Origin of the sequence: Arsukibacterium sp. UBA3155, from assembly GCA_002364615.1 — a bacterium.
Classification (GTDB): domain Bacteria; phylum Pseudomonadota; class Gammaproteobacteria; order Enterobacterales; family Alteromonadaceae; genus Alishewanella.
In genome coordinates this window covers 228,859-255,329 of the sequence record DEYP01000025.1, presented here as the reverse complement: position 1 = coordinate 255,329, position 26,471 = coordinate 228,859, and the positions used below count along the sequence as shown (strand labels likewise).

The 26,471-nt window shown below is 49.4% G+C and carries 27 protein-coding genes; 21 read left to right on the top strand and 6 right to left on the bottom strand.

Annotation, left to right across the window (positions count from 1 at the left end; translation table 11 throughout):
* The first annotated feature begins 12 nt into the window (after positions 1-12).
* The 17 genes from ileS (at position 13) to B2X65_RS13005 (ending at position 16,588) form a co-directional block, all read left to right on the top strand.
* Positions 13-2,841, top strand: coding sequence for an isoleucine--tRNA ligase (ileS, locus tag B2X65_RS13085; RefSeq protein ID WP_290613205.1), 2,829 nt, complete (start codon positions 13-15; stop codon positions 2,839-2,841).
* Positions 2,841-3,332, top strand: a complete 492-nt coding sequence (lspA, locus tag B2X65_RS13080) for a signal peptidase II (RefSeq protein WP_290613203.1) — start codon at positions 2,841-2,843, stop codon at positions 3,330-3,332. The genes ileS and lspA overlap by 1 nt, the downstream gene beginning before the upstream one ends.
* Entirely contained in the window at positions 3,329-3,766 is a 438-nt protein-coding gene (gene fkpB / locus B2X65_RS13075) for an FKBP-type peptidyl-prolyl cis-trans isomerase (RefSeq protein ID WP_290613201.1), read from the top strand. The genes lspA and fkpB overlap by 4 nt, the downstream gene beginning before the upstream one ends.
* A gap of 4 nt (positions 3,767-3,770) precedes the next feature.
* Positions 3,771-4,700 carry a 4-hydroxy-3-methylbut-2-enyl diphosphate reductase gene (gene ispH, locus B2X65_RS13070; protein ID WP_290613199.1) on the top strand — a complete coding sequence of 310 codons (930 nt, stop codon included), beginning with the start codon at positions 3,771-3,773 and terminating at the stop codon, positions 4,698-4,700.
* A 29-nt stretch (positions 4,701-4,729) separates the two neighbouring features.
* Positions 4,730-5,779 carry a sensor histidine kinase gene (locus B2X65_RS13065; protein ID WP_290613197.1) on the top strand — a complete coding sequence of 350 codons (1,050 nt, stop codon included), beginning with the start codon at positions 4,730-4,732 and terminating at the stop codon, positions 5,777-5,779.
* A complete protein-coding gene (locus B2X65_RS13060) occupies positions 5,776-6,498 on the top strand; it encodes a LytR/AlgR family response regulator transcription factor (RefSeq protein WP_290613194.1) in 723 nt (240 codons plus the stop codon). The genes B2X65_RS13065 and B2X65_RS13060 overlap by 4 nt, the downstream gene beginning before the upstream one ends.
* 150 nt (positions 6,499-6,648) lie before the next feature.
* Positions 6,649-7,266 carry a GspH/FimT family pseudopilin gene (locus B2X65_RS13055; protein WP_290613191.1) on the top strand — a complete coding sequence of 206 codons (618 nt, stop codon included), beginning with the start codon at positions 6,649-6,651 and terminating at the stop codon, positions 7,264-7,266.
* A gap of 13 nt (positions 7,267-7,279) precedes the next feature.
* A complete protein-coding gene (gene pilV / locus B2X65_RS13050; RefSeq protein WP_290613189.1) occupies positions 7,280-7,696 on the top strand; it encodes a type IV pilus modification protein PilV in 417 nt (138 codons plus the stop codon).
* Complete coding sequence (locus B2X65_RS13045; RefSeq protein WP_290613187.1) at positions 7,693-8,673, top strand: prepilin-type N-terminal cleavage/methylation domain-containing protein; 981 nt, start codon at positions 7,693-7,695, stop codon at positions 8,671-8,673. Before pilV ends, B2X65_RS13045 begins: the two co-directional genes overlap by 4 nt.
* The gene (locus tag B2X65_RS13040; RefSeq protein ID WP_290613185.1) at positions 8,651-9,169 is read left to right on the top strand and encodes a pilus assembly PilX family protein; all 519 of its coding nucleotides are present in this window, start codon (positions 8,651-8,653) and stop codon (positions 9,167-9,169) included. Before B2X65_RS13045 ends, B2X65_RS13040 begins: the two co-directional genes overlap by 23 nt.
* Positions 9,170-9,179: 10 nt before the next feature.
* Positions 9,180-12,590 (top strand): pilus assembly protein, encoded by a 3,411-nt coding sequence (locus B2X65_RS13035; RefSeq protein ID WP_290613183.1) that lies wholly within the window; start codon positions 9,180-9,182, stop codon positions 12,588-12,590.
* 8 nt (positions 12,591-12,598) lie between these two features.
* Positions 12,599-13,006, top strand: a complete 408-nt coding sequence (locus B2X65_RS13030) for a type IV pilin protein (RefSeq protein ID WP_290613180.1) — start codon at positions 12,599-12,601, stop codon at positions 13,004-13,006.
* A 78-nt stretch (positions 13,007-13,084) separates the two neighbouring features.
* Complete coding sequence (locus B2X65_RS13025; protein WP_290613178.1) at positions 13,085-13,582, top strand: hypothetical protein; 498 nt, start codon at positions 13,085-13,087, stop codon at positions 13,580-13,582.
* 2 nt (positions 13,583-13,584) lie between these two features.
* Positions 13,585-14,535: a PilW family protein gene (locus B2X65_RS13020; RefSeq protein WP_290613176.1), complete on the top strand. Its 951-nt coding sequence runs from the start codon at positions 13,585-13,587 to the stop codon at positions 14,533-14,535.
* A 91-nt stretch (positions 14,536-14,626) separates the two neighbouring features.
* The gene (locus tag B2X65_RS13015; RefSeq protein WP_290613171.1) at positions 14,627-15,010 is read left to right on the top strand and encodes a hypothetical protein; all 384 of its coding nucleotides are present in this window, start codon (positions 14,627-14,629) and stop codon (positions 15,008-15,010) included.
* Positions 15,000-16,178, top strand: coding sequence for a hypothetical protein (locus tag B2X65_RS13010; protein ID WP_290613169.1), 1,179 nt, complete (start codon positions 15,000-15,002; stop codon positions 16,176-16,178). Before B2X65_RS13015 ends, B2X65_RS13010 begins: the two co-directional genes overlap by 11 nt.
* Positions 16,178-16,588, top strand: coding sequence for a type IV pilin protein (locus tag B2X65_RS13005; protein WP_290613167.1), 411 nt, complete (start codon positions 16,178-16,180; stop codon positions 16,586-16,588). Before B2X65_RS13010 ends, B2X65_RS13005 begins: the two co-directional genes overlap by 1 nt.
* A 2-nt stretch (positions 16,589-16,590) precedes the next feature.
* Here B2X65_RS13005 and B2X65_RS13000 read toward each other — a convergent pair whose 3' ends face one another.
* Positions 16,591-17,100: a GspH/FimT family pseudopilin gene (locus B2X65_RS13000; protein ID WP_290613165.1), complete on the bottom strand. Its 510-nt coding sequence runs from the start codon at positions 17,098-17,100 to the stop codon at positions 16,591-16,593.
* A gap of 146 nt (positions 17,101-17,246) precedes the next feature.
* Entirely contained in the window at positions 17,247-18,077 is an 831-nt protein-coding gene (nadE, locus tag B2X65_RS12995; RefSeq protein ID WP_290613163.1) for an ammonia-dependent NAD(+) synthetase, read from the bottom strand.
* 146 nt (positions 18,078-18,223) lie between these two features.
* On the opposite strand from nadE, the gene glnB reads away from it, so the two are divergent.
* Entirely contained in the window at positions 18,224-18,562 is a 339-nt protein-coding gene (gene glnB, locus B2X65_RS12990) for a nitrogen regulatory protein P-II (RefSeq protein ID WP_290613161.1), read from the top strand.
* A 17-nt stretch (positions 18,563-18,579) separates the two neighbouring features.
* Here glnB and B2X65_RS12985 read toward each other — a convergent pair whose 3' ends face one another.
* From B2X65_RS12985 to B2X65_RS12975, 3 genes are read right to left on the bottom strand one after another with little or no spacing between them, the layout of a single operon-like run.
* Positions 18,580-20,088, bottom strand: coding sequence for an FAD-binding domain-containing protein (locus tag B2X65_RS12985; RefSeq protein WP_290613159.1), 1,509 nt, complete (start codon positions 20,086-20,088; stop codon positions 18,580-18,582).
* A gap of 4 nt (positions 20,089-20,092) precedes the next feature.
* Positions 20,093-21,478: a DASH family cryptochrome gene (locus tag B2X65_RS12980; protein WP_290613157.1), complete on the bottom strand. Its 1,386-nt coding sequence runs from the start codon at positions 21,476-21,478 to the stop codon at positions 20,093-20,095.
* The gene (locus tag B2X65_RS12975; RefSeq protein WP_290613155.1) at positions 21,475-23,064 is read right to left on the bottom strand and encodes a cryptochrome/photolyase family protein; all 1,590 of its coding nucleotides are present in this window, start codon (positions 23,062-23,064) and stop codon (positions 21,475-21,477) included. Before B2X65_RS12975 ends, B2X65_RS12980 begins: the two co-directional genes overlap by 4 nt.
* A gap of 96 nt (positions 23,065-23,160) precedes the next feature.
* On the opposite strand from B2X65_RS12975, the gene B2X65_RS12970 reads away from it, so the two are divergent.
* Positions 23,161-23,769, top strand: coding sequence for a ZrgA family zinc uptake protein (locus tag B2X65_RS12970; protein WP_290613153.1), 609 nt, complete (start codon positions 23,161-23,163; stop codon positions 23,767-23,769).
* Positions 23,770-23,884: 115 nt separating this feature from the next.
* On the opposite strand, the gene B2X65_RS12965 is transcribed toward B2X65_RS12970, so the two are convergent.
* The gene (locus B2X65_RS12965) at positions 23,885-24,430 is read right to left on the bottom strand and encodes a DUF3299 domain-containing protein (protein ID WP_290613148.1); all 546 of its coding nucleotides are present in this window, start codon (positions 24,428-24,430) and stop codon (positions 23,885-23,887) included.
* Positions 24,431-24,487: 57 nt separating this feature from the next.
* Here B2X65_RS12965 and B2X65_RS12960 point away from each other — a divergent pair, with 57 nt between their 5' ends.
* Both B2X65_RS12960 and B2X65_RS12955 read left to right on the top strand, forming a co-directional pair.
* Positions 24,488-25,198, top strand: coding sequence for an ABC transporter ATP-binding protein (locus B2X65_RS12960; RefSeq protein WP_290613146.1), 711 nt, complete (start codon positions 24,488-24,490; stop codon positions 25,196-25,198).
* Positions 25,192-26,448: an ABC transporter permease gene (locus tag B2X65_RS12955; RefSeq protein ID WP_290613144.1), complete on the top strand. Its 1,257-nt coding sequence runs from the start codon at positions 25,192-25,194 to the stop codon at positions 26,446-26,448. Before B2X65_RS12960 ends, B2X65_RS12955 begins: the two co-directional genes overlap by 7 nt.
* The last annotated feature ends 23 nt before the right edge of the window (positions 26,449-26,471 follow it).

The following is a 26,471-nucleotide window of genomic DNA, read 5'->3' as shown; positions in this document are numbered from 1 at the left end:
GGAATAAAACGGATGAGCGATTATAAGCATACCCTTAACCTGCCTGAAACGGCGTTTGCCATGCGCGGCAATCTGGCGCAGCGCGAGCCGCAAATGCTGGCGAAGTGGACAGAAGATAACCTGTATCAGCAGATCCGCAGCGCCAAAAAAGGCAAAAAAAATTTTATTTTGCATGACGGTCCTCCCTATGCCAACGGCAACATTCATATTGGCCACGCCGTTAATAAAATTTTAAAAGACATTATTGTTAAAGCGAAAACGCTGTCAGATTTCGATGCCCCCTATGTACCTGGCTGGGATTGCCACGGTCTGCCCATTGAGCTGGTTGTTGAAAAGAAATACGGTAAACCCGGCACTAAACTGACGGTAGCCGAGTTTCGCCAGCATTGTCGTGATTACGCGCAAACCCAAATTGAAGCGCAGAAAACGGATTTTGTGCGCTTAGGCGTGTTGGGTGACTGGGATAATCCTTACCGCACCATGGATTTTAGCTCTGAAGCCAATATTATCCGGGTATTGGGCCGGATTATTGAAAACGGTCATTTGCAGCAGGGCTTTAAGCCAGTGCATTGGTGTACTGACTGTGGTTCGGCGTTGGCCGAAGCGGAAGTGGAATATCAGGATAAGGTATCACCCGCAATTGATGTGCGCTTTAAGCTGGTTGACGAGCAGCTGGTTGATAAATTTGACCATCCTGAGCAACATCGTGGCCAGGGTCCGGTGTCGGTCGTAATCTGGACCACCACGCCCTGGACAATTCCTGCCAACCGGGCCGTCGCGGTTAATGCCAAATTGGACTACAGCCTGGTGCAGGTAGAGCAGGGCCCGAATGGTCAGGAGCGTTTAATTATCGCCACCGATCTGGTGAACGAGGTAATGGCACGCGCCAATATTGAACACTATCACGCGCTTGGCTTTTGCAAAGGTGAAGCCCTGGAGTTGGTGCAGATCCGCCATCCACTTTATGATTTCAGCGTGCCGGTTATTCTGGGTGAACATGTTACCACCGAGTCGGGAACTGGCTGCGTGCATACTGCGCCTGGCCATGGCCAGGAAGACTTTGTGGTGGGCAAACAATACGGGCTGGAAGTTGCTAACCCGGTAGGCGCCAATGGCGTCTATCTGCCAGATACACCGTTGTTTGCCGGCCAGCACGTATTCAAAGCCAATGACAGCGTAGTCGAAGCATTAAAAGCCGCCGGGGCGTTGCTGGTTCACAAGGCTTACAAACACAGTTATCCGCATTGCTGGCGCCATAAAACGCCGATTATTTTCCGCGCCACACCGCAGTGGTTTATCAGCATGGATAAACAAGGTTTACGCCAGCAATCATTAACTGAGATTGCTAATACCCGTTGGATCCCGGATTGGGGCCAGCAGCGAATAGAAAAAATGGTTGCCGGTCGGCCAGATTGGTGTATTTCCCGCCAGCGTACCTGGGGCGTGCCGATTGCGTTGTTTGTTGATAAAGACACCGGAGCTTTGCACCCGCAAACTCAGGCTTTGCTTGAGCAGGTAGCCCAAAAGGTTGAACAGGGCGGTATTCAGGCCTGGTTCGATTTAGAGGCAAGCGAACTGCTGGGTACTGATGCTGAGCGTTATGTCAAAGTGAGTGATACGCTGGATGTCTGGTTTGATTCAGGGGTAACCCACGCTTTTGTGGTTGACCAGCGGCCGGAGTTTAATCAGGCGAAGCAGGCAGATTTATATCTGGAAGGCTCTGATCAACACCGCGGCTGGTTTATGTCGTCCTTAATGACTGGTGTAGCGAGTAAAACGCACGCGCCTTATCGTCAGGTGCTGACCCACGGTTTCACCGTTGACGGCGAAGGTCGCAAAATGTCGAAGTCACTGGGTAATGTAGTGTCTCCGCAAGAGGTCATGAACAAATTAGGGGCTGATATTTTACGGTTGTGGGTCGCCACTACCGATTACACCTCTGAAATGACCGTTTCAGATGAGATCCTGAACCGGGCTGCCGATAAATACCGGCGTATTCGCAATACCGCGCGTTTTTTACTGGCTAACCTGAACGGCTTTAATCCGGCAACGGATTTGGTGCCATTTAATGAAATGGTTGAGCTTGACCTGTGGATGGTAAGCCGGGCGGCCAAACTACAGCAGGAAATTGTTGAGGCCTACGATAATTACCAGTTTTTACAGGTCAGCCAGAAGTTAATGAATTTCTGTACGGTAGAGCTTGGCAGTTTTTATCTGGATGTGATTAAAGACCGCCAGTACACCGCACACAAAGACAGTGTTGCCCGCAAGTCGTGCCAGAGTGCGCTGTACCATATTGCTGAAGGCATGGTGCGCTGGATGGCCCCGGTAATGAGCTTTACCGCCCAGGAAATCTGGCAAGCGCTGCCCGGAGAGCGCAGCAAGTATGTCTTTACGGATGTCTGGTACGACGCGCTGGCGGCTATGCCTGCAGGAAAGTTTGATGACGAATACTGGCAACAACTTTTGCTGGTACGGGATGAAGTGAACAAGGTACTGGAAGCGGCGCGACGCGAAGATCGGATTGGTGCTTCGTTGCAGGCCGAAGTCACCCTGTATGCCAATGCAGAATTGGCCGCGGCGCTGGCTAAACTGGGTGACGAGCTACGTTTTGCATTAATTACTTCAACCGCGCAGGTAAGTAGCGATGACGCTCCAGCCGATGCGGTAACCACCGATATTGACGGTTTAAAAGTGCTGGTTGTCGCCTCAGCCGCTGCCAAATGCGAGCGCTGCTGGCATCACCGGCATGATGTGGGTGCCGATAGTGCTCACCCCGGAATTTGCTTACGTTGCGTCAGTAATGTCGCCGGCGTTGGTGAGCTGAGGAAATTTGCCTGATGCAGTTACTTAAAGAAACGGGCTGGCGCTGGTGGTGGTTGATCCTGCTGCTGATCATAGCTGATCAGGCATCAAAACAATGGGTGTTGCATGCTATTCCGTATCAGGGCAGCATACCGCTATTACCCGTATTTGAGCTGGCGCATGTGTACAATCACGGTGCGGCATTTTCATTTTTAAGTCAGGCTGGTGGCTGGCAACGCTGGTTTTTCACGGCTATTGCAGTGGTGATCAGTATGGTTATTGCCGTCTGGTTAAGCCGGGTAGGGCGTGGACAGCAAAAGCTTAGTCTGGCCCTGGCGTTGGTACTGGCAGGCGCCATTGGCAATTTAATTGACCGGGTGGTTTATGGTTATGTTATTGATATGCTGCATGTGTTCTATAAAAGCTGGAGCTATCCGGTATTTAACCTGGCAGATTCGGTGATCTTTATTGGCGCCATCTTACTAATATGGGATAGTTTTAGCAGTAAACCCGAGGTAAAAGCATGACGCAGGCAGCAATTAGTACAAACAGTAGTGTGCTGTTTCATTTTGATATTACTCTGGCCGATGGCAGTGCCGCAGACAGTACCCGGGTGCATAATAAACCGGCTAAGTTGCAAATGGGTGACAGTAGTATTTCTCCTGCTTTTGAAGCTCAGTTATTAGGCTTGGTCGCCGGTGAGAAGAAAACGTTTACCCTGGCACCACAAGATGCTTATGGTATGCCTAATCCTGATAATATTTACTATGTTGATCGCAGCAAGTTTTCTGGTGATGCTCCTGCCAAGGTGGGCAGCATTATTGGCTTTGGGATGCCGGATGGCTCTGAACTGCCGGGCTTAGTGCGAGACGTGGTGGGTGATTCAGTAACAGTAGATTTTAATCATCCCCTTGCCGGACAAACCCTGACTTTTAACATTGAAATCGTAAAAGTGAGCTAAGCAAATGGATATTTTATTAGCCAACCCGCGTGGCTTTTGTGCCGGGGTAGACCGCGCCATCAGTATTGTCGAGCGGGCTCTCGAATTATATGAGCATCCTATTTATGTGCGCCATGAAGTCGTGCACAACAAGTTTGTGGTAGATGGCTTGCGCCGCAGTGGCGCTGTGTTTGTGGATGAACTGGATGAAGTACCCGATGGTAACATCGTCATTTTCAGTGCGCATGGTGTATCACAGGCCGTGCGCGAAAACGCCAAACAACGCGGGTTAAAAGTATTCGATGCTACCTGTCCCTTAGTGACCAAAGTGCATATGGAAGTGACCCGGGCCAGTCGCAAGGGTATTGAATGTATTTTGATTGGCCACGCCGGACATCCTGAAGTAGAAGGCACCATGGGCCAGTATGATAATCCGCAAGGCGGCATTTATCTGGTTGAGTCGGTTGAAGACGTCGCCAGGTTGCAGGTAAAGAATTCAGAACAGCTGTGTTATTCCAGCCAGACCACGTTGTCGGTTGACGATACTGCAGATGTTATTGCCGCACTGCGCCAGCGCTTCCCTGATATCGACGGCCCTCGAAAAGATGATATATGTTATGCCACTCAAAACCGGCAGGATGCAGTACGTGATTTAGCATCAAAAGCTGATTTACTGTTAGTGGTAGGGGCAAAAAACAGCAGTAATTCGAACCGTTTACGTGAGCTGGCCGAGAAAATGGGCTGTACGGCTTACTTAATTGATACCGCCAATGATATTCAGCAAAGCTGGCTGCAGAACATTAACGCGGTAGGGGTTACTGCCGGCGCATCAGCACCTGAGGTACTCGTGCAGCAAGTGGTAGCGCAACTTAAAATGTGGGGCGGCCAAACGGTGAACGAAAATCCGGGCAGGCCAGAGAATGTGGTGTTTGCCATACCGGCAGAGCTGCGTTAAGCCATACATAACATCAGGCAGGAGGACAGGTGAATAATTCAGTAACCGGCAAGTCTAACCTGCTATTTCCTCTGCCTGATCTATGCCACGGCAGGATGGTGCTCAGAGTACTGGTACTGGCACAGGCTGTGGCTATTTTACTGGCTTTTGCGCCAGGTACCGCTGAAAGCCCCTGGCAACGTTTGGGGTTAATCAGTTTATTTGTGCACTGGATAGCCCTGCTGTCGGGTTACAGTTACTGCAAGCTGCGGCCGGTATTGGCCCGGCAAAAACCACTATCCATAGCCGCCAGCTGTCTGTTAATTTTGTGTGTGATCACAGCGCTGATAAGTAGTCTTGCCTGGTTATGGTTGCATGATGCCGGCGTGTTGCTTTCCCAACATTTTGTCCATTTTATTCTGGCAAATCTGATGATAGCTCTGGTGGTGGGGTTAATGGCCATTCAGCTTGGACTGATGCATGCCGAGCGCAGTCAGCAGCTTGCAGCACAGAGCCGGGCCGAATTAGGAGCGTTGCAGGCACGGATCCAGCCACACTTTCTATTTAACAGTTTAAATACTGCAGCTGAACTTACTCAGCATGACAGCCAGGCTGCCGAGCAGGCCTTATTAAATCTGGCCGACTTATTTCGTGCGGCAATGCATGCGGGCGAGCAAATTAGTCTGACCGATGAGCTGACCCTTGCCAGGCAATATCTGGCGCTGGAGCAGTGGCGGCTGGGTGAGCGCATGTGCCAGAACTGGCAGTTACCAGCAAGCTTACCCAAATTACAGGTACCGGCGCTGACCATACAGCCTTTGCTGGAAAATGCCGTGCGTCACGGTATTGAAAGCGCGCAATATGGCGGTACCATTGATATTGAACTGATTAACAGTACTCAGTCGGTTACTGTGCTTATTACTAATCCTTTTGCACCTGCGCTGGATAGAAGCCGCAGTAATGGCGTGGCGCTGGCCAATATCCGGCAACGCTTGCAACTGTATTTTGGCGACAGCGCCAGTTTAAACCGCAGTATTGTTAATGGACAGTTCCGGGTTAAACTGGTGCTTCCTAAAAACCAGGCTGGCCCGGGCGGATGAAAGTACTGATTGTTGATGATGAACCACTGGCAAGAGCCAGGCTTCGACGTTTACTTGGGCCGATTAGCGGTTTCAGTTGTGTTGGTGAGGCGCATAACAGCCAGCAAGCGCTGACAATGTGCCGACAATTGCAGCCCGATGTATTGCTGCTGGATATCGCCATGCCAGGTGGTGATGGTCTGCAACTGGCCGCGACTCTGGCCAGTCAGGCGCTGCCACCGGCTATTATATTTGTCACAGCGCACCCACAGCATGCGCTGGATGCGTATCAGGTTTGCCCGGCGGATTATATTTTAAAGCCGGTTTCAGCTGAACGGCTTGCTGCAGCGCTGGCTCGGCTGGGGAATCGAACCCGGGCGCACATCGGTCGCCAGGCAGCAGCAGATGAGACTATCAGCTATCAGCTTGGATCCGCAACCCGCCAGATTGGACTAAGCAAAGTGCAATATTTTAGTGCTGACAGTAAATACGTACGCATGGTTTTTGAAGACGGTGAAGCTTTACTGGAGCTTAGCCTGAATCAATTGCAGCAACGCTTTCCCGAGCAATTGGTGCGTATTCACCGTAGTACGTTAATAAACAAAAGCTATTTTAGTGCGTTACGGTCAACCGCTGATGGCAAACATTATATTGAGTTATTCGCGCTTGACGACCGGCTGGAAGTTAGTCGCCGGGCGCTCGGTCAGGTAAAAGAGGCGTTAAAGCTCAACCGGAGTTAACGTGGCGGTAATAACCGTTTAGACACGATGCCGCTTATCGGCAGAATAAACCTTTAGTCCGGGTCGCAATAGGAATAGACAACGCCTTTTGTTAGGGTAACGCTATCAAAAAGTTTTAATCAATTAAATAACACAGAAATGGGAAACACTATGGCATTAGTGGTTGCAGATAACAGGCAGAACCAGCACTTACCCATCGGCTGGCAATATGGCTTTACCCTGATTGAATTGATGGTAACCGTCGCGGTGTTAGCCATAGTGCTGACTGTGGCGGTGCCGAGCTTCGCCAGTTTGGTGAACAGTAACCGGCTTACATCTCAGGCTAACGATATTCTGGCCGGCCTTATTCTGGCCAGAACCGAAGCTATAAAGCAGAACCAAAGCATGATTTTTTGTCATTCTGCAGATGGCGAAACTTGCTCCGCGGCGCCTTCAGCGGGTTGGCAGGGCTGGTTAGTTCGCGGCACTATTGACGCCACTCCGATTGCCAGCAGCGTGATGTTGTCATCCAATTTAACGGTTCAGGGCAGTGACAGTGTGGTGGAGGCAACAATTGGTAGTACCGGGAGTTCTATCCGGTTTAGTCCGCAGGGATTAATTCGCAGCGGTACCGCCAATAACGCCTTAAATGGCATTATACGTATTTGTCTGCCAGACAACCCCATTACCCCGAATAGTCGGGATATTGAGCTTCGCTCCGGGGGCCGTACCCGGGTGGTGAGTAATGATGTAGCTGATAGCTGTCCAACCCCGGCTAATCCGGTTTGATAAGGTGCTAAAAATGAGAAATCACCCATTAGGTTTAAAAAAACAGCATGGCGTATCCTTACTGGAAGTACTGGTATCGGTGTTGGTGCTGGGGATCGGTTTGCTGGGCGTTGCCGCGTTACAGACATCCAGTATGCGTAATACTAACAGCTCGTTGGAGCGCACCATGGCGGTGATTCTTACTGATTCTCTGGCGGAACTGTTACGTGCCAACCCGGCACAGGCACGGTTAGGTAATTATGCATTCAGTGATTGTGTAGGCAGTACGGAATTAGGAACCGCTAACTGGGTGCTGGATGTTAAAGAAGCTACCCGTCAGGAAACATGCCCTGAAGTAAGCTGGGATGTAGACCGTTATACCGTAAAAATTAACTGGGGTGATGAGCGGTTAGGTGCTAATAACGAAATTGTAACGCAGGTAATGCCATGAAAATTAAACAGCAGGGTTTTTCACTGGTTGAGTTAATGATTGCCATGGTACTGGGATTAGTAGTTCTTGGCGGCGTTATTGGTGTCTTTATTGCCAACCAAACTACCAGTCGGGCAAATATGGCATTAAGCGAACTGCAAAGCACGGCTCGCCTTAGTTTTCAGTTAATGTCACAGGATATTCGTAATGCCGGCTTTTCAGGTTGCAATAACTCTCCCAGAGTGGGCAATACTATCGCGTTAGCCGGAGTGCGCCCGGCTTGGGCAGACTGGACTAATGGTTCTGGCATTGTTGGAATAGCCGCACCAGCACCGGCAATTAACGGGCTTGCGCCAAAAAATGATACTCAGGCTTTACGATTGATGTTTGCTGCGGGTAACAGTAATTCTATCCGCAATTATGACGGCACAACGTTTACCTTAAATGCTGATTCAGTGGTGGATGCCGGAGAGGTAGCTATCGCATGTGACGAAAATGAGGCCAGTATTTTTCAAGTAGCAACGGTTACAGGTGATACCGTAACTCATGATGACAATGGTTTAAATGCCGATGCTAATTTGGGGTTTATCAGCCCATGGGTTCCGGGTACCGCACCAGCGCGAAGTTTTACCAACAACGCGATGTTTATGCGCTTTGAGTCAATAGCCTGGTTTGTGGCACCCAGTCAGGATGACGCAGCAGTGCATTCGTTATATCGCGCTTCCTTAATTGGTGATAGCCAGGTTAACGAAGAAGTGTTGTTTGGTGTCGTTGATATGCAAATGCTGTTTTTAAACGGTATTACGATGAATTTTGAAACCGCTGCAGCGGTGACTGCCGCTGGCAACTGGGGCAGGATTATCGCGGTAAATGTCACTGTTGAGCTGGACGAGGCGGTAATGCAAGGGCTCGAAGTTCCAGATAGCGTCCGGAATATTAGTTTTCTGGTGTCACTTCGTAACAGGTTAGGGGGTAATGGTGCACAAGTTATATTCTAAACAACAGGGCGTCGCTCTGGTCGTCAGTTTACTGTTGCTATTGGCAATAACCTTGCTGGCTGTCAGTAATATGAAACGTACCACTGTCCAGGAACAGATGACAGGTAATTTACATGATCGCCAGCTTGCGTTACAGCAAGCCGAAGCTGCCTTGTTAGTTGCAGAGCGAACTCTGGATACCGCACCGCTGCCTGGTGGTCCGGTAGCTTTAATTAATAACGCGGGTTTTTATGATATTCCAGATCCGGTTGCTGCCGATCGCTGGGCACCGGGTGTGCCGGCAACCTGGTTAGGGGCACCACCAATGAACACTGGCCTGGCCAACCCGGCAATCTATATTGTGGAGTATATGGGAGACTGGGCTTTCCCACCACTCTGTGACCGTGCCACTACACCTCCGGTAGGCTGTTTACAACCTACCTTTCGGATTACTGCCAGGACCCCGGCCACACCGGGCCGGGCTGAAGTGACTTTGCAAACTATCTGGCGCCGCTGAGGATATGACAATGAAATTATTACGCTCAAAAATGCTGCCAGTGAAGTGTGCTTTTCTGGCGAGCATGTTATTTGGCTCAGCGGTAGCGCATGCGGCAATAGAAATTTCGCAAACGCCGTTGCAAACCGGTAGCTCTGTACCACCGAATATTATGTTTATTATCGATGACTCCGGTTCGATGCAATTTGAATTGTTACCCGATGAAGCAATTTTAGAAAGCGCCCGTTATATCTTTCCTCGTGCTGACGGTATTTACGAAGCTGGAGATTATAATAACCGGGTGCCCACGGTGCAGGATGGTCAGCCTTATAATGCTTTTTCCCGTTCGCCGCAAATGAATAAAAGTTACTACGACCCTTCTGTAACCTATAAAACCTGGGTGAACGCAGATGGTACGGCTATGCCAAATGCCAATCCCTCTTGTGCGTGGCATAACCCAGTCAGAACAGGCTCTTGCCCAAGTAGCGCAGTGAATAGTAGGGCCCGAAATTTGACGGTGACCAACTCTAACTATAACGATAGCCGTTGGGTGCGTTGTACCAGCAGCACGGGTGGCTGTACTACGGAAAGTGATGAATCAGTAAGAAATTTTTGGCCGGCGTCATATTTTAATCATAATGGCGGCAGTAACTGGGTCTGGGGCAATTACACCAAAGTCGAAATAAAACCTACCACCGCGGTTTATAGTGGTCATGGCCGGACAAGCCGTACAGATTGTACTGCGGGCGTATGTACATACGCCCAGGAAATTCAGAATTTTGCCAATTGGTACACTTATCACCGTTCGCGTATTCTGACCAGTAGAGCAGGTATCGGCCGTGCCTTTGTCGGTCAATCAGAGAAAATGCGGGTTGGCTTTGGTGCTTTGAATAAATCTAGCTCAAGTGTTGATGGTGTCAACACGAGTGTTATCGTTCGAGGTGTGCGCGAGTTTAAAGAGGGTGCTAAAGCAACTTTCTTTAGTGATTTATATAACAGAGCGATGCCAGCTGCAGGTACACCCTTGCTATCGGCGCTAAATGCGGCAGGCGAATATTACTCCAGAGACGATAGTAAAGGCCCTTGGGGAGTTAACCCGGGTTCAGGTACGGAAGCACCTGTTGATCATATATCGTGCAGACAGAGTTTTACGATATTAATGACGGATGGCTATTGGTCAGATTCCGATGATATTTCAGTAGGTAACCAAGACGGTACCGCTGGAACCACTATTTTAAGACCTGTCGGCGATACTGGCGGAAATTACACTTATACACCGGTTGCGCCTTTTTCAGATAGCCGTAACAAAACGTTAGCTGATATAGCGATGAAGTTTTGGAAGGCCGATTTACGCACTGATCTGGATAACCGGGTACCCACCAGTACCATCAATCCAGCATTCTGGCAGCATATGGTCACCTTCGGTATTGGTTTAGGCGTTGTTGGTAATATTGAACCAGATGATGCCTTCGCGGCAATAAACAGCGGTGCCACGATCAATTGGCTTAGTCCAAGTTCAAATCCAGCAAAAATCGATGATTTACTGCATGCCTCTGTGAATGGTCGGGGTGGCTTTTTCACTGCCGATAAACCGGATGAGTTTGCATCAAAGCTGGAGCGTACGCTTACTGCGATTATTGACCGTGTAGCGTCTGCATCTAACCTGGCAGGTACTACCACCTCAATGCAGGCTGATAACTTCGTGTACCAGGGTAGCTTTAACTCTGGTGAGTGGAGTGGTTCGCTGAAGTCCTTTAATATTGACGATGTGAATACCCCCATATGGGAGTCAAATTTCCCGGCTTGGGACAGTCGCAAAATTTTATTTGGCAAAACCAGTGGCATCGCTGCCGACTTTACACCAACTAATGTGACTGCTGATGGCAATGCCTTGAGTGGCAAAATTAACCTGATTAATTACCTGCGTGGTGATCAATCGCTGGAGGTAGGTGATAGTGCCCAGTTCCGGCGTCGGGTGTCGTTGCTGGGTGATATTGCTAACTCTTCGCCACTTTATCTTGCCGCGCCGGTTAACCGCAATTACCAACGGTATAACTGGGACGGTGCCAGCAGCTACCGGTCGTTTTTAATCAGTAATGCTGCCAGAGCGCCTATGGTTTATGTTGGTGCGAACGACGGTATGTTGCATGCGTTCAACGGCAGCAACGGTACTGAAGTGATGGCCTATGTGCCAAGACAGATCTTAACTGAAGATGCAGATTTAGAATCTTACGCAGATCCTGAGTATCAACATAAATATTATGTTGATGGCTCTTCTGTGGTGTTTGATGCTTATATAGGTAGTGCCTGGCGTTCAATATTGCTGGGTTCACTGGGCCGTGGTGGTGATAGTTTATTTGCCATTGATGTTACTGACCCCTCTGCCTTAACGTCGGCAACCGCTGCAGGTAAAGTACTTTGGGATAAGCGTTATCCTGAACTTGGCGTGACGACAAATAAACCGGTTATTGCCCGTTTGAATAACGGTAAATGGGTGGCAGTCGCGGGCTACGGTTATAACAACAGCACCAATAAAGCAGGGTTGCTGATTATAGACCTGGCCAATGGTGAAGTTTTGAAAAAACTGGAGACCACCAGTGGTTCACCAAATGGTTTAGGCCAGGTTGAGGGCTGGGATGCGACTGGCGACGGCAATACCGATTGGTTCTTTGGCGGTGATTTATTAGGCAATATCTGGAAGTTTGATCTTTCTTCTACTAATCCATCAGAATGGAATGTTGCTTACAGTGGTCAGCCTTTATTTGCTGCCAAAGATGCCGTAGGCGATGCGCAAGCGATAACCGGTGGTCTGTCTTTATCTGCGCAGCCGGAAACCGGCCATTTATGGGTATTTTTTGGTACCGGTAAAATGCTGTCCAGCGAAGACCCACTGCTAAGCGATCCAAATAGCTGGTATGGCATTCGTGACGGTATTGTGATTAATGGCAGAGCAGATTTAAAACAACGTGATATCGTGTCACAGGCTGATAATGCCAGGGTTATTGAGCCTGGTGCGCCTTACGATATGTTAAGTATGCGGGGCTGGTATATCGATTTAGGTGATGCCAGAGAACGGATAGTTAACCGGCCTCAGCTGGTCGGTAATAGTCTGGTGATCAATACCATTACGCCGGGCGACAATGACTGTAACCCTCAGGGTAGTGGTTGGGTTATGTCCGTTAGCCCCTATACCGGCAGTCGTTTAAGTTATTTATTTTTCGATAGAAACAATGACGGTGTGGTGGATAGTGAAGATGGCTTAACGGTTGATGACGTTGTAGTGCCGGTCACTGGCGTCCGTTTTGACGGTATGCCAAGCGAACCGGTATTTTTTGAGGACAAAATGGTTGTGGGTTTAGCGGATACCCGTATTGCTAATTTAACTGTTGCTCCCGGAGTACTTCGCGGCCGGGTATCCTGGCGCGAGCTTACTAATCAATGAGTGGTATTATGAAATATAAACAGCAAGGCGTGACCCTGATTGAGCTTATGGTGGTCGTAGCAATAATTGGCATTTTAGCTGCTATTGCTTACCCCTCTTATCAGACTTATGTGCAGCGTACGAATCGCACGGCGGCAGCTTCCTGCCTGATGGAGCAAGCCCAGTTTATGGAGCGCGGGTACACAGCGGCCTTTTCTTATGATGGAGTCGTATTGCCGGCAATGCAATGCATGGATGATGTGGCTGGTCGCTATACTTTTGAGTCTGCTGAACCAACAGCACGTACGTTTCTGCTAAGCGCTGTGCCTAGCACAGCTCAGGCTGCTGATGGCTGCGGCACGCTTACCCTGAATCAGGCCGGGCGCAGAGGGGCTAATGGCGGTTTTGCTGTTGCTGATGTGCAACGCTGCTGGTAATTAATTTTGGCTAAAATTTGATCTTTTGAAATAATGTTGTAACTTTATAGTTAAATTAATTGGCTATGGCATACGGATATGCGGTTACAACGCGGTGTGAGTCTGCTGGAAGTTTTAATCACCTTACTGATCCTTAAATTGGGGTTGCTTGGCGTACTAGCCGGGCAAACCCTCGCTTTACAATACGTAATAGATGCCACGCAACGAACTACCGCGGTTGCACTAAGTGCTACCCTGGTACAGGAGCTTGGCGCCGTGCTTACCGACCACCCTGCTTTTTCCCTTGAACTTAATGCAGCTAGCCTGGCAGAAATGCCAGACTGTTCGGCTGAGGTTAGCTGCAATGCTACGCAATTGCGTGATTATCAGTTAGCGCGTTGGCAGCAGTTGTGGCAAAGCGAAACAGAGCGTGCAGCACCTTTATTCTCGCCACAGTTTTGTCTGCAGTTTGCCGGGAGTAGCGTGCAGTTGCAGGCTAGCTGGCAGCAAAGAGCTAATGCAGAAGATACCACCACATTAAGCTGCGAAGCGGGCCCGGGTCGCTCTGCTCTGGCATTGACCGCGCGGGTTCCGTAATAATGTCCGGCCGTGGGTTTTCACTGGTAGAACTGTTAATCGCCATGCTGCTAGGGCTGGTGCTGCTCGGTTTCACCGTGCAAATTTTTATCAGCCTGGCAGCGTCCTCCAAACAAAGCCAGCAATTGGCACAGTTGCAACAAAATGGCCAGCTGGCGCTAAACCTGTTGCACAACGAATTACAGAATACCGGCTTTTGGGGTGGCGTTAGTCTGAACGATATAAGCCAAGCGGCTGTTGAGATAGTGCCGCCAGCGCCGGATTGTATTGAAGATGAGCTGGATAGTGGCAGTTTTCCCGTCGCGGGTCAGGCTTTTACCAGTTTGTATGGCAAAGTCGCAACATCAGGGCGCCAGCTTAATTGTCTGACATCGCTAGCCGTCGATAGTGAAGTATTACAACTGAAAAGAGCGATTGGCCTGGCGGTCAACTCAGCAGAGTTGAGGCCCAACCGGTTTTATATTACGCCACATTGGCAACAAAGCCGTTTTGTCAGTCAGGATAGTCCGGGGCTTGAAGTTGACAGTCTGTATTATCCTTATCAGCATTTAGTTTTTTATATTCAAAATCAGCGTGTTGATGGAAAGATCATTCCGGTATTGATGCGAAAAAGGTTAGTTCGCTCCGCTGCGGGTAGCGCCCGGATCGCAACCGATTCAGTTATCGACGGGGTAGAGCGCCTGCATTTTGAATTTGGCATCGATAGTGATGCGGATGGCCGCTTAAATTATACGCTGCCAACTGCGTTAATGCGCCGCGAACACTGGCAACAGCAACTGGGCCATATTGTCAGCATCCGGTTTTATATTTTAGTGCGCAGCACGTTACCGGATCCGAGTTATGTCAATCAGCAAATTTATCAGATGGGTACCATCCGGTTTGAAGCGCCCGATGATCATTACCGACGGCTGCTATTGGCCGGTAGCGTTTATTTTAATAATGCTGCCTTTTAGTCGCAGTCGCCGCGCCGGCAACTTTTAGTTAAACAATCGAAAAGCAGTTATTTCATCTACAGAGAATGACTACCCACAACAGGGAGGTTGTATGCGACAGAGTGGTATGGCGCTTATAAGCGCATTAATATTTCTGCTGATAATGCTGTTAATTGTCAGTGCAAATTTATTTATCAGCCAGATGAGTATTAAATCGGCCCAAAGTGCCCAGCGGCAATTGCTGTTTGAGCAACAAGCCCTGGCACTTCATCTGAATTCAGTGACTGACACCACCGATGACATTAGCGAAACCGATTTAACCGTTGTCAGCCGTTGCCCGGCCAGTTATGCGGTGTGGTCTGACACACTTGTGCAATGTGATTTGCTGACACTGGCAACCAGCTTGCTATCGGACGACAGCCGCTTTGCCACCAGTTACAGCAGTATGTTGCTGCGCCAAAAAATTGTCGACGGGGAGGTGCTAAGTGCAGACTAACCGTGCAAGTGCGCAGTTTAAAACCAGTAGAAAAACAGCGGTGCAGATCCAGCAGTGGTTAAAACTCGCTCCGCTACTGGCCATAGTCTTACTTTCCTTGCTCGCGACTGTCGTGTTTTGCTTCAGTGCTCTGGCAACCACTGCAACATGCTGGCGTGCACCGGCAGAACCACGGATGCTGGAAATAAAAGGTAGCAGTAGTTCTGGTCCGGTACAGCGATTCTTGCATCACAACGAGCATGATGGCGCTGGTCAGCTTCAACTGTATTCCGCTGATAGTCCGCTAGCACTGGCATCATTGTACCGCTGGCCATTGCCAGACAGTACAGGCGTTGCCGCTGCCTTTTATGCCAGACCCGAGCCGCTGGACAGCGATTATGATGGTCTTATTGATCAACTTATCAGCACCGATATTGCTGGCCGGATTTGGCTAACCCAGGTAAATGCAGCAGGCTTTGGCCCAACACGCCTGCTAGCCGATTTAACCCAACCAGACTGGCGGTTTATTGCCAGCGCAGGGGTAATTGACGTGAGCTTACCTTTGCTGTTGCGCCCGGAGGGTTTAGCAGGCAGGCACCATAAGTTGCTACTGATTGCCAGGAATATTGCAACTGGTGAGGATGCATTGTTTACGGTGCGCCTGCCAACTCATGTTCCGGTATCAGACCCTATTGAGTTTGATGCCTTGTTTGACCGCACTGTGTTAACCGAGATTGAGCGGGAAGAGGGACTTAGCCGCGAACAATGGAGAAATATCGTCAATAGTGCCGGCTGGTGGGCCCGCTTATCTGGTCAGGTTACCCAGCCACCCAAGGTAGTGGCAGGTGTAATCTACAGTGCGGTGGCTACCAGTGACTTTAGTGCAGAAACATGTGCAGATCAGAGCGCAGAGCACGATATTGTGGCCATGCAATTGCACAGTGCCGGTCTGGTGTACAGTCAGCGCCGTTTTCGGCTGCTAAATGGCGAGGGGCAATTAAAGTTGCAGCGGCAATCTGATGGCACTGCAGCGTTGGTTCTGGACAATACCGATGAGCAGCAACGGGTACTGGAAGATCTACAGGTGATCTCGTCCGCATGCCCGGACTGTACCGAGCAATTAAAACTGGACGAGTTTCCCCGTTGGCTGAAGTTGGCAACCTACCGGCATGAAACAGGGGCACATTAATGGTCGCAATAGTGCGCAACGGTTTTACCTTAATCGAGCTAATGGTTGCGGTTGCGATAGTAGGCATTCTTAGTGCGATTGCCTACCCGTCTTATCAGCAGTATGTGTTAAAAACCCATCGTGCTGAGGCGAGCCGGGTGTTGCTGACGGCTGCGAATATTCAGGAGCGGCGGTTAGCAGATTATGGTTTCTACACCGATAATGTTGCGGCACTGGGCGTAGCATCAGATGGTATGACCGCCAGCGGACGCTATCAGTTACAGGTAGTGCTGCGTGATGCTGGCAGCTTTACCCTTGAAGCAACGGCCCGGGGCCCACAGACGGCAGATACTGAGTGCCTGGTATTCACCCTCGACCATACCGGTCAGCGTAATCGTAGTTTGCCATCGTCATTGTTTTGCTGGGACTAACTTTAGTCAGGGCAGGGACTGTGATGAAAGGTTAAACGGTTCCGTCCTGCCTGGTTCAGTACCAGTGTATAATGCCAGCGAAACGTTGGCTGCGGGCAATAATAGAAAGTGCCATTCTCTAACGCATTTAAACTGCCATCCCGGCGGAACTGTATCTGACTGCGGTTATATTTTAATTGGTGCTGGCTGAAAACCGGCGGTATCTGCCGCAACATAAATTCGGTATCAGTGTGTGGGTTAATTAAGCTCATTATCAGGGGGTAATTGTGCCAGTTGCTCTGACATTCGCTACCCGACAGGGGGCAGACTCTTACCGGCTGCTGGCTGTTTGCCGCCTGGATCCTGGCGAAACCCAGGTGGCGGCTAAACTGCGCCATATAACTACCAGCGCGCTGCTTGTTAATTAATTCAGCCATGGCGGGCAGGGCAACCTGCAACAAAATAGCCATAATTGCCAAACCCAGCACTAATTCAAGCAGGGTGAGCCCTGCATGCTTTGAAAAGTGAGTCATTAATGCATTCCTTGCAAACCAGAATTAAGGTAAGCAAAGTGTAGCAAAGATATTTAATAATTGTATTTTTGTGTCGGTATGCTGGCACCATGATGCGTTAACGATGTAATTATTGACCTGTATACGATTCAACAGTGCACGAGGCGTTAGTCGTAAATCGTCGGTATAGGGTCGCGTTTATGTTGGGTTTTCAGATAAATACTTATTAAACGCTGCGCAACTTCAGGTGCGACAGGTTTCCCCTCCAGAAAATCATCTATTTGATCATACGTCAGCCCCAATGCAGCCTCATCGGCTTTTTGTGGAGCAAGGCATTCTAAATCTGCCGTTGGCGTTTTTCCAACCAGCACTTGTGGCGCGCCTAACTTAGCAGCAAGGGCGCGAACCTGGCGTTTACTTAAGCCAAAGAGAGGGGCTAAATCGCAGGCACCGTCACCCCATTTGGTATAGAAGCCGGTAATATTTTCAGCAGAATGATCGGTACCCAGCACCAGGCCATTATTAAGCGCCGCAATGTGATACTGCGCTATCATCCGGCAGCGAGCTTTAACATTACCTTTAGCAAAATCGGCTTTTGCTTCACTTATTGTGCTGTCGCTGGCACCTGAAAGTGCGGTCAGAGTAGTCTGATGCATGGCATCAGCCGATGCTTTAATATCGACGCTTATTACGCTGGTTGGTTTAATAAAGCGGATAGCCAGTTGGGCTTCATCTTCATCATGCTGTTTACCATAGGGCAGACGAACCGCAATAAACTGATAGCCAGCACCATGCTCAATGTTGAGTTCGTCGATGGCCATTTGAGCCAGCCGGCCACAGGTCGTCGAATCTACGCCGCCGCTAATGCCAAGGACCAGACTGGTCATGCCGGCATCACGTAATTGTTGTTTTATAAATTTGATCCGGCGCTGGATTTCAACTTCTGCATCTATTTCAGGTAAAACCCGCATTTGGGCAATGATGTGTTCAGCCTGCATTTTAGTTAGCCTGTGGTTTTAAAAAGCACAATATCTTAACGTATCTGACAGAAATAGGATCAACTAATTGCTGCTAAAAAGCTGATGCAGGCCGGCGCATGTATTATACTGGCGCTAACTTCTGGCCCTAAGCTTTGGAATTCGTGATGAAAAAAATTGAAGCCATTATTAAGCCTTTTAAACTTGACGATGTGCGGGAAGCACTGGCCGATATCAAAATAACGGGCATGACAGTGACCGAGGTAAAGGGCTTTGGCCGGCAAAAAGGCCATACCGAACTCTATCGTGGTGCAGAGTATATGGTTGATTTTCTGCCTAAGGTTAAATTAGAAATTATCGTTGGTGATGAATTGGTAGAGCGTTGTGTTGAGGCCATAATGAAGACCGCACAAACCGGTCGGATTGGCGATGGTAAAATATTTGTGTTTGAAGTGGAGCGGGTGGTTCGGATCCGGACAGGCGAAGAAGATGAGGACGCCATCTAAGCTAATCTGAATACGATTTACCAGTCAAAGCTCAACTGATCTTTAGAGGGTGTTTTTTTGCGTGCCTCGGGTCGTTTGCGACTGGCATGGCGCTGCACTACTGCCTGTTTCTGGTGTTGCCATTGCGCTTTGGGCCGGTTGTTAAGCCAAAACCGTAATTTTGCTCTGGCTTGCTGCTGCGCCTGCTGTAAATCAACAATCGGTGCCGGGTAACTGCCATCAATAATACAGCCATATTGCTGCTGCAGTACTGGTGGCAGTAGCCAGGGCGTGTGCAGCCAACTGTTCGGTAACTGCCGCAGCTCTGGCAACCACTGGCGGATAAACTGGCCATCGGCATCTTTTTGCTGACTTTGTTTTATCGGGTTATACATCCGATAGGGATTAATGCCGGTAGTGCCCGCCTGCATCTGAATTTGTGGATAATGTATCCCGGGTTCGTAATCAACAAAACATTGCGCTAAATGCAGCGCGACCGGGCGCCAGTGCAACCACAGGTGATAACTGGCAAAGGCCACCAGCATAGCGCGACCACGAAAATGCAGCCAGCCAGTGGCCAACAGGCAACGCATGGCGGCATCAATTAACGGGTAGCCAGTCTGACCATTTTTCCAGGCGTTGAACAATGCCGGATTAAAATCATCCTCGCGCATACCATCAAAACCCCGATGCATATTATAAAACTCAATCGCCGGTTCATCTTCCAGTTTCTGCATAAAGTGACAATGCCAGCGTAAGCGGCTGAAAAAGGCCTGCAACCCTTGCTTATGCCGCAGCTCGGTTTGCTGTTTCAGCGCCAGCAAACTGTCTTGCTGCAATTGGCGTAAACTAAGCTGACCATAACTAATGGCTGGGCTTAAGCGGGAACCGCTGCGCTCTGCTTTGGCTGGCAATGAAATATGCTGTCGGTAGTGGCGGCTGCGCTGCTCAGTAAAGCTGTGAAAGGTAGCTTCGGCGTCTGCTGCTGTTTGCAGGATGCTAACTGCAGGTAAATCTTTGCCACGGTGGGGCCAGAGTGACGCAGCGCTGCTGCCTGAGGTAAGCCACGGCAGTTTGTCAGGCGTGGGACATGTCGCTGATTTCAGCCAGTTGTCTGCTAATTCAAACCAATTGTCGCGGTCTGCTAAGCGGCGGAACACGGCAAACTGGCGGTGTTGTTGCCAGGGGATCTGTAGGTTTTTCAACAGCCTGCCAACAGCCAGATCACGCTGATAGGTCCATAAATTACCGGTTTCCTCGTGGCTGAATACCCGTTGTATCGCAAACTGCTGGCACAGTTGGCGAAGCACCACGGTGGCTGCGCCTTTAACAACTAATAACGGCTGACCGAGCGCGCTTAGCTGCTGATCAAGTTCTTGCAAAGCCTGGGCAATATATTGCCAGTGACGCAGTGACGTATCGGGCTGCTGCCAGTAATCGGGTTCAATAATGTACACCGGTAATACCGGGCCTTGCTTAGCGGCATCCCACAAAGGCTGGTGATCCTGCAGCCGTAAATCCCGTTTAAACCATACCAGACTGGTCATTTGCTCAGGTCTTACTATCAGTCAGTTTCGACAGCCAATGTTGCCAGTGCTCAGGAACATTTACCCCCGGGCCAGGCTGATGGATCAGGCTGCCCTGCGCTGAAAGTTCCGGCAACATGGTACGAACGAAATCACCGCTTCTATCATAGTTAAGCGCTTGCTTAATCACGTTAAACTGGCGCTCGCCGCTGTTGCCGCTGCCGGCAATATAAGCCCAGTTGCCCCAGTTGCTGGCGACATCGTAATCGAGCAGACGCTGCTCAAAATAAGCAGCGCCAAGTCGCCAGTCAATGCCAAGGTCATGGATCAGAAAGCTCGCCACATTTTGCCGGCCGCGATTGCTCATTAACCCAGTGGTGTTTAGCAAGCGCATATTGGCATCGATAAAGGGAACCCCGGTTTGTCCGGCGCACCAGTGGTTAAAGTTTTTTTGCTGTGACGCGTTAAGGTGGGGCTTACTGAAATCCAGTGGGCCTTTTATCGCACTGTTACTAAACCAGGCTTTACCATATTTTCGAAACTGCCAGCGGAAAAACTCCCGCCATAACAGCTCAAATTTAAGCCAGTATGTTGAGTCGTTCGCCAACTGTTGCTGCTCAAATTGAACAATCTGCTGCCAGCAAAAGCGCACAGATAAACAGCCAGAAGCCAACGCTGCCGAAAATTTGCTGGCATAATACTCACCCAGCAAACCATTACGGCTGATTTTGTAATGACGAATAGCCTGTTTTTGCCAGATAAAATCATCAAGCCGGTGCAGTGCTTGTCGCTCGCCGCTACCCGGTAGGCTGCCTGGCTGACTAAAGGCGGCTAACTGGCTGAAGTTCTCACAAAACTCAGCGGTGTTTGCAGGTGTCAGCCATCGCTGCTGTGGCTGGGGTGTAAACTCAGGCACCGCAACGTCAACTTGCAACAGCGGTTCCCGCTGCTTGCGAAACTTACTGAAGCTATCCGGCAAATCAGGTAATTGCGGTGCGAGGGAGGGGCTACCCAGTAAACTGTTTACATCGTCGGTAATAACCTCAAAGCGCTGTGCAAGTTGCATAACGAGTTGTTGCTCGTGATAGCCAACCGGTGCTGCTGTCAGGATCTGAGTTACATTAAGTGCCTGGGCCAGGGCAGTTAATTCAGTTATCGGTTCACCAAATAAGGTCACCAGGCCAATATTTAATTTAGCCAGTGCCTGCTTGCTCTTTGCTATCAGCTGCAGTTGCTGTTGCAGCCGGAGCAGACTGGCTCGTGCTACGCCATACTGATGGCCAAAAAAAGCTTTTTCATCAAGGCAAACCACAGCCACTAAAGGCAGGCTGCTATCTGCTATGCCTGCCTGACATAACAACGGGTTGTCATGCAGTCGCAGGGTTTTGTCCAGCAATACCAGGCAGCTCAAAGTTGCTCCAGATTTATCAAATATTCATCTGCTTTATCGCGGAGTGCCTGTTGCTGTTCTGCTGTTTTGTTGTACCAATTTTTATAGGCCAATTGCATTCGGGCATTGCCACCAAGCTTGTCTTCGTTTCTGGCCAGAAAGTCCCAGTAAAGCGCATTAAACGGACAGGCATGCTCGCCGGTACTTTCTTTTACCTTGTAGTGACAATTCTGACAGTAGTTACTCATTCGGTTTATATAGGCACCACTGGCGGCATAGGGTTTTGATGCAAGCACGCCTTCATCCGCAAATAACGCCATGCCCAAAGTATTAGGCAACTCCACCCACTCATAGGCATCGGCGTACACAGCCAGATACCAGTCTGTGACTTCAGTAACATCAAGGCCGCTTAGCAGCGCGAAATTACCGGTTATCATCAGCCGTTGAATGTGGTGTGAGTAAGCGTGCGTCATGGTGTGGCTGACCGCTTGCTGCATGCAACGCATTTTGGTTTTGCCGTGCCAGTAAAACCCGGGTAAGGGTCGTTCTGCTTTTAAAAAGTTTCGTTCTTTATATTCTGGCATGAGCAGCCAATACAAACCACGCACGTATTCGCGCCAGCCAATCAGTTGCCTGATAAAGCCTTCCGCCGCATTTATCGCGACGTTATCTTCCTGATACGCCGCCTCAACTTTCTGACACATCCAGCGCACATCAAGCAACCCACAATTTAAATATATTGAACAAATACTGTGAAACAGGAAAGGTTGATCCAGCACCATCGCATCCTGGTAGTCGCCAAATTTAGCCAGTTGCTCTTTAACAAAGTGTTTAAATGCTGCCCTGGCTTGCTTGCCCGTTACTGCGTAACAAAAGTTATCTGCTGATCCCGGATTATCTGCAAAATGTAGCTGCACCAGCTTTATCACGTCAGCGGTGATCTCATCAGGTTTAAATTGTAACGGGGCAACCGCTTTCAGATCTGATGGCGGGCTCTTCCGATTGGCTTTATCAAAGTTCCACTGGCCACCAACAGGCTGCTGCTTTGCGTCAATCAGCAGTCCGGTGTAGCGGCGCATCTCCCGGTAGAAATATTCCATTCGTAGTTGCTTACGTCCATCTGCCCACTTGGCAAACATCCTGGCGCTGCACAGAAAACGGTCATCTTCTAAAATATCGACGGGTAAATTGAAAGCCTGCTGCCATGCGTTAATTTCCTGCGCCAAGCGATACTCGCCGCATTCCGTCAGCATAATGCCACTAAGCTTCGGATACTGTTTCAGGCTATGTTCAATCGCAGAAGTTAATGAATCAAAACCTTGTTGATAGTCTAAATAGATAACGTTACGGTCTTGCTGGCGTAACACCTCGGCAAAGTGTCGCATGGCACTAAACAGTAAAATAATTTTATGTTTATGGTGCTTAACGTAACTGGCTTCCTGTTTAACTTCAGCAAATAAAAAAACGTCGTCACTTTTTGCTTCACGCAATGAGGGTAATGCCGGACTAAGCTGGTCTGCGAGGATAACGATAAGCTTGGCCATAAATCCTGACTCTTGAGAATAGTAGTCAATGTTACGCCGCTCTGCTGCCGCCAGATCAGCCATTTAAAGGGGTTACTATCTGCCGGATGCGGCAATATATTGCGTTGCATTAACAACTGGGTATGATAACAACACGAAGAAAAAGCAAGGAACTGACAGATGGCATTTTTACGTTTTAGCGCAGCGACACGCTGTTGGCTGCAGGTGATAACCCTGGGGGCCGCTTTAGTCGCAACGCCAATGGCGCTGGCCCAACAAACGGGGGCGACAGATGAGTATCAACATGATCATAAACATGGCCATGAACACGGCGAAGACGATTTCGGCAGTCCTGGCACACATGTGCATGGTCAGGCTACGTTAACCATCGTGGTTGAAGGTAATGAGGCGATGGTAGCGTTGCAGTCTGCTGCTTACAATATTGTAGGCTTTGAACATGCGCCGAATAACGCAGAGCAGCGCCAGGAGATCAATGCCGCCTTGGATATATTGCGTCAGGGCAACTGGTTTAGCATTAACCCACAAGCCGGCTGTGATGTTGGAGAAGCTGATGCGAATACCGATTTAACTGCAAAAGTGAGCAGCAAACATAGTGATTTTTACGCCAACATCAGTTTGGTTTGTCAGCAACCGGCACGGTTTAATGAATTAACAGTAAGCTTGTTTAATCTGGTGCCAACGTTAGAAACAATATCAGTACAGTGGGTAATTAATGGTCAGCAGGGCGCTACTGACTTAAGTTTAGCAAAGAGTTCCGTTAGTTTTTAACACGATTAAAAACGTTTAGTTGATCTGCTTTCCGGTATAAAAAGCCCCCGTCATACCTTATGGTCGCGGGGGCTTATGTTTTGCAGTAACAGCGTTAACGTCAGTAGCTACACTTTTAGTAAGTATACTCTTCCACCGCATCTGCTTTCAAACTGTAAGCCGCATTGGCTAAATCATGGCTCATTGGCTGGGTAGTGATGGTGCCAACAATCCAGAATGGTGAATAAATCATATCGGCTTTCAGGTTTTTTGCGCCACTGACGTAAATAATCTGATTTGGCGGCGGTGGCGGCACATGAATACAAGCGCCAAAGTAAGGTACCAGGAAGAAGCTGGTGACATTTTGCTCGCTATCAAACTCCAGCGGTACAATAAACCCCGGGATCCGGACTTTGGTGTTGTTGTACTCTTCTTTCACCTTAGCCGACTGCAGGATCTGCTCCCAGGCACCTGCGGCCGGGTCGTCGCCATTGTAGTTATCATCAAACGGTGACGGCTGACTGTAATCATGCTGTACTTCAGGCATTGCTTGTAACGCCGCTAAGTCTTCTTCCGGCATTAAATCGGTCCATTCAATTGTTTTCACTTCGCTGGCACTGAGCAACATGCTAAAGCTTGCGACCAACACCATAGATAACGTAACAGATAACTTGTTAAGCATTGGAGCTTACCCTCTTAATTTTGCATAATAGACGCCAATTAATGGAGTAATCATAACATGACCGGGATTAAACCTGTGACCGACAAGCCGAAAATTCCTGCTATTGAGCTCAAAAATGTCGTGTTTTATTACCGGCGTGGGGGCTGGCAACTGAGTTTGCCTGAGCTGTCATTGCCCCCCGGCCAGCATTTGTTTATCAAAGGTGCCTCGGGTAGCGGTAAAACCACGTTACTTAATTTACTGGCCGGTATTATTTCGCCACGGCAAGGCGAAATTAAGCTAAACGGCGAGCCATTTAGCAGCGTGTCGGCAGCAAAGCGCGATACCTTGCGGGCTCGTCATATTGGCGTCGTGTTTCAGCAACTTAATCTGATTTCTTATTTGTCGGTGCTGGACAATGTGTTGTTAAGCGCCCATTTTGCCGGCAGCAATAAGCAAACCAGCGAACAGCGGGCCAGGGTGCTGCTGCAACGTCTGGGCCTCGAGCCTGAGCTATTTGAGCAACAAGCAGCGGCATTAAGTGTTGGCCAGCAGCAGCGTGTTGCGATTGCCAGAGCGCTGCTGACCGAGCCGGCACTACTGATTGCGGATGAACCTACTTCTGCCCTTGATGCCGACAACCGGGATAGTTTTATGCAGATATTACTGGAGCAGGCTAATGCTTGCGGCACCACAGTGATATTTGTCAGCCATGACCCCGGGTTACGCCGTTATTTTGATAAGCAACTGGATATGCAACATCTGGCACAGGGAGTAAAGTCATGTTAATAAAACTTGCCCGGCAAAGCCTGTGGAATCGTCGTAGCACGGCGATCATGACCTTGTTTTCGTTAACAATAAGCCTGGTATTGCTGTTTGGCATAGATCACTTGCGAAAAGAAGCCAGACAAAGTTTTACCAGTACTATTTCTGGTACCGATTTAATTGTCGGTGCCCGTTCTGGCCAGCTTAATTTATTGCTTTATTCCGTATTCAGAATTGGCAATGCCACTGCCAATGTTAATTGGGCGACCTACCAGCGTATTAGCAAGCATCCACAAATTAGCTGGACTATTCCACTGGCGCTGGGTGATTCGCATCGCGGCTACCGGGTGCTTGGCACCAATAACGACTATTTTGTGCACTATCGCTATGCGAACCAGCAAAGCTTACGTTTTAGCGAAGGCCAAGCCTTTGAAGGGGTGTATGAGACCGTATTAGGGGCTGAGGTTGCCAGCAAGCTGGGTTACCAGTTAGGCGACGAGATAACCCTGGCTCACGGTGTCGGCGCGGTTAGCTTTAGCGAGCATAAGGATAAACCCTTTACGGTAACCGGTATTCTTGCCGCCACCGGCACCCCGCTGGATCAGACCGTTCATGTCAGTCTGGAAGGCATAGAGGCTATTCATATCGACTGGCAGCAGGGCGCACCAATGCCGGGGCGTAAATTAAGTGCAGAGCAGGCGTTGCAACAGGATTTAACACCCAAAGCCATTACGGCGTTTATGGTGGGGCTGGAATCCCGAATGGCCACTTTTGTGGTGCAGCGCCAGATAAACGAATTTAAAGGAGAAGCGTTATCGGCAATATTGCCGGGTGTGGCATTGGCTGAATTATGGCAAATGCTGTCAATGGTTGAAAACCTGTTGTTGCTGATTACATTATTGGTACTGGTAGCCGGGCTGGTGGGCATGATGACCACCTTGCTGGCATCGATGAAAGAGCGGCAGCGGGAAATGGCGGTGTTACGTGCCGTTGGCGCCCACCCGTGGTACTTATTTGTACTTATTCAGCTGGAAGTGCTGCTACTGACGGTTTTAGCCTTACTGGCAGCGGCAATTACGCTGGTGGTTACGTTATGGGGCTTGCAAGACACCCTGGCCAGCCATTATGGTCTGTTTATTACCATTAATCCGTTTAGCCTGCAAAGCCTGTATTGGGCTGCTACGGTATTGATGGTCAGTGCATTGCTGGCTTGTATTCCGGCGTTTACTGCATACCGCAGGGCGCTAAATGACGGCCTGGCAATCAGGCTGTAACACTTAGCTGAACGCTGGCAGCT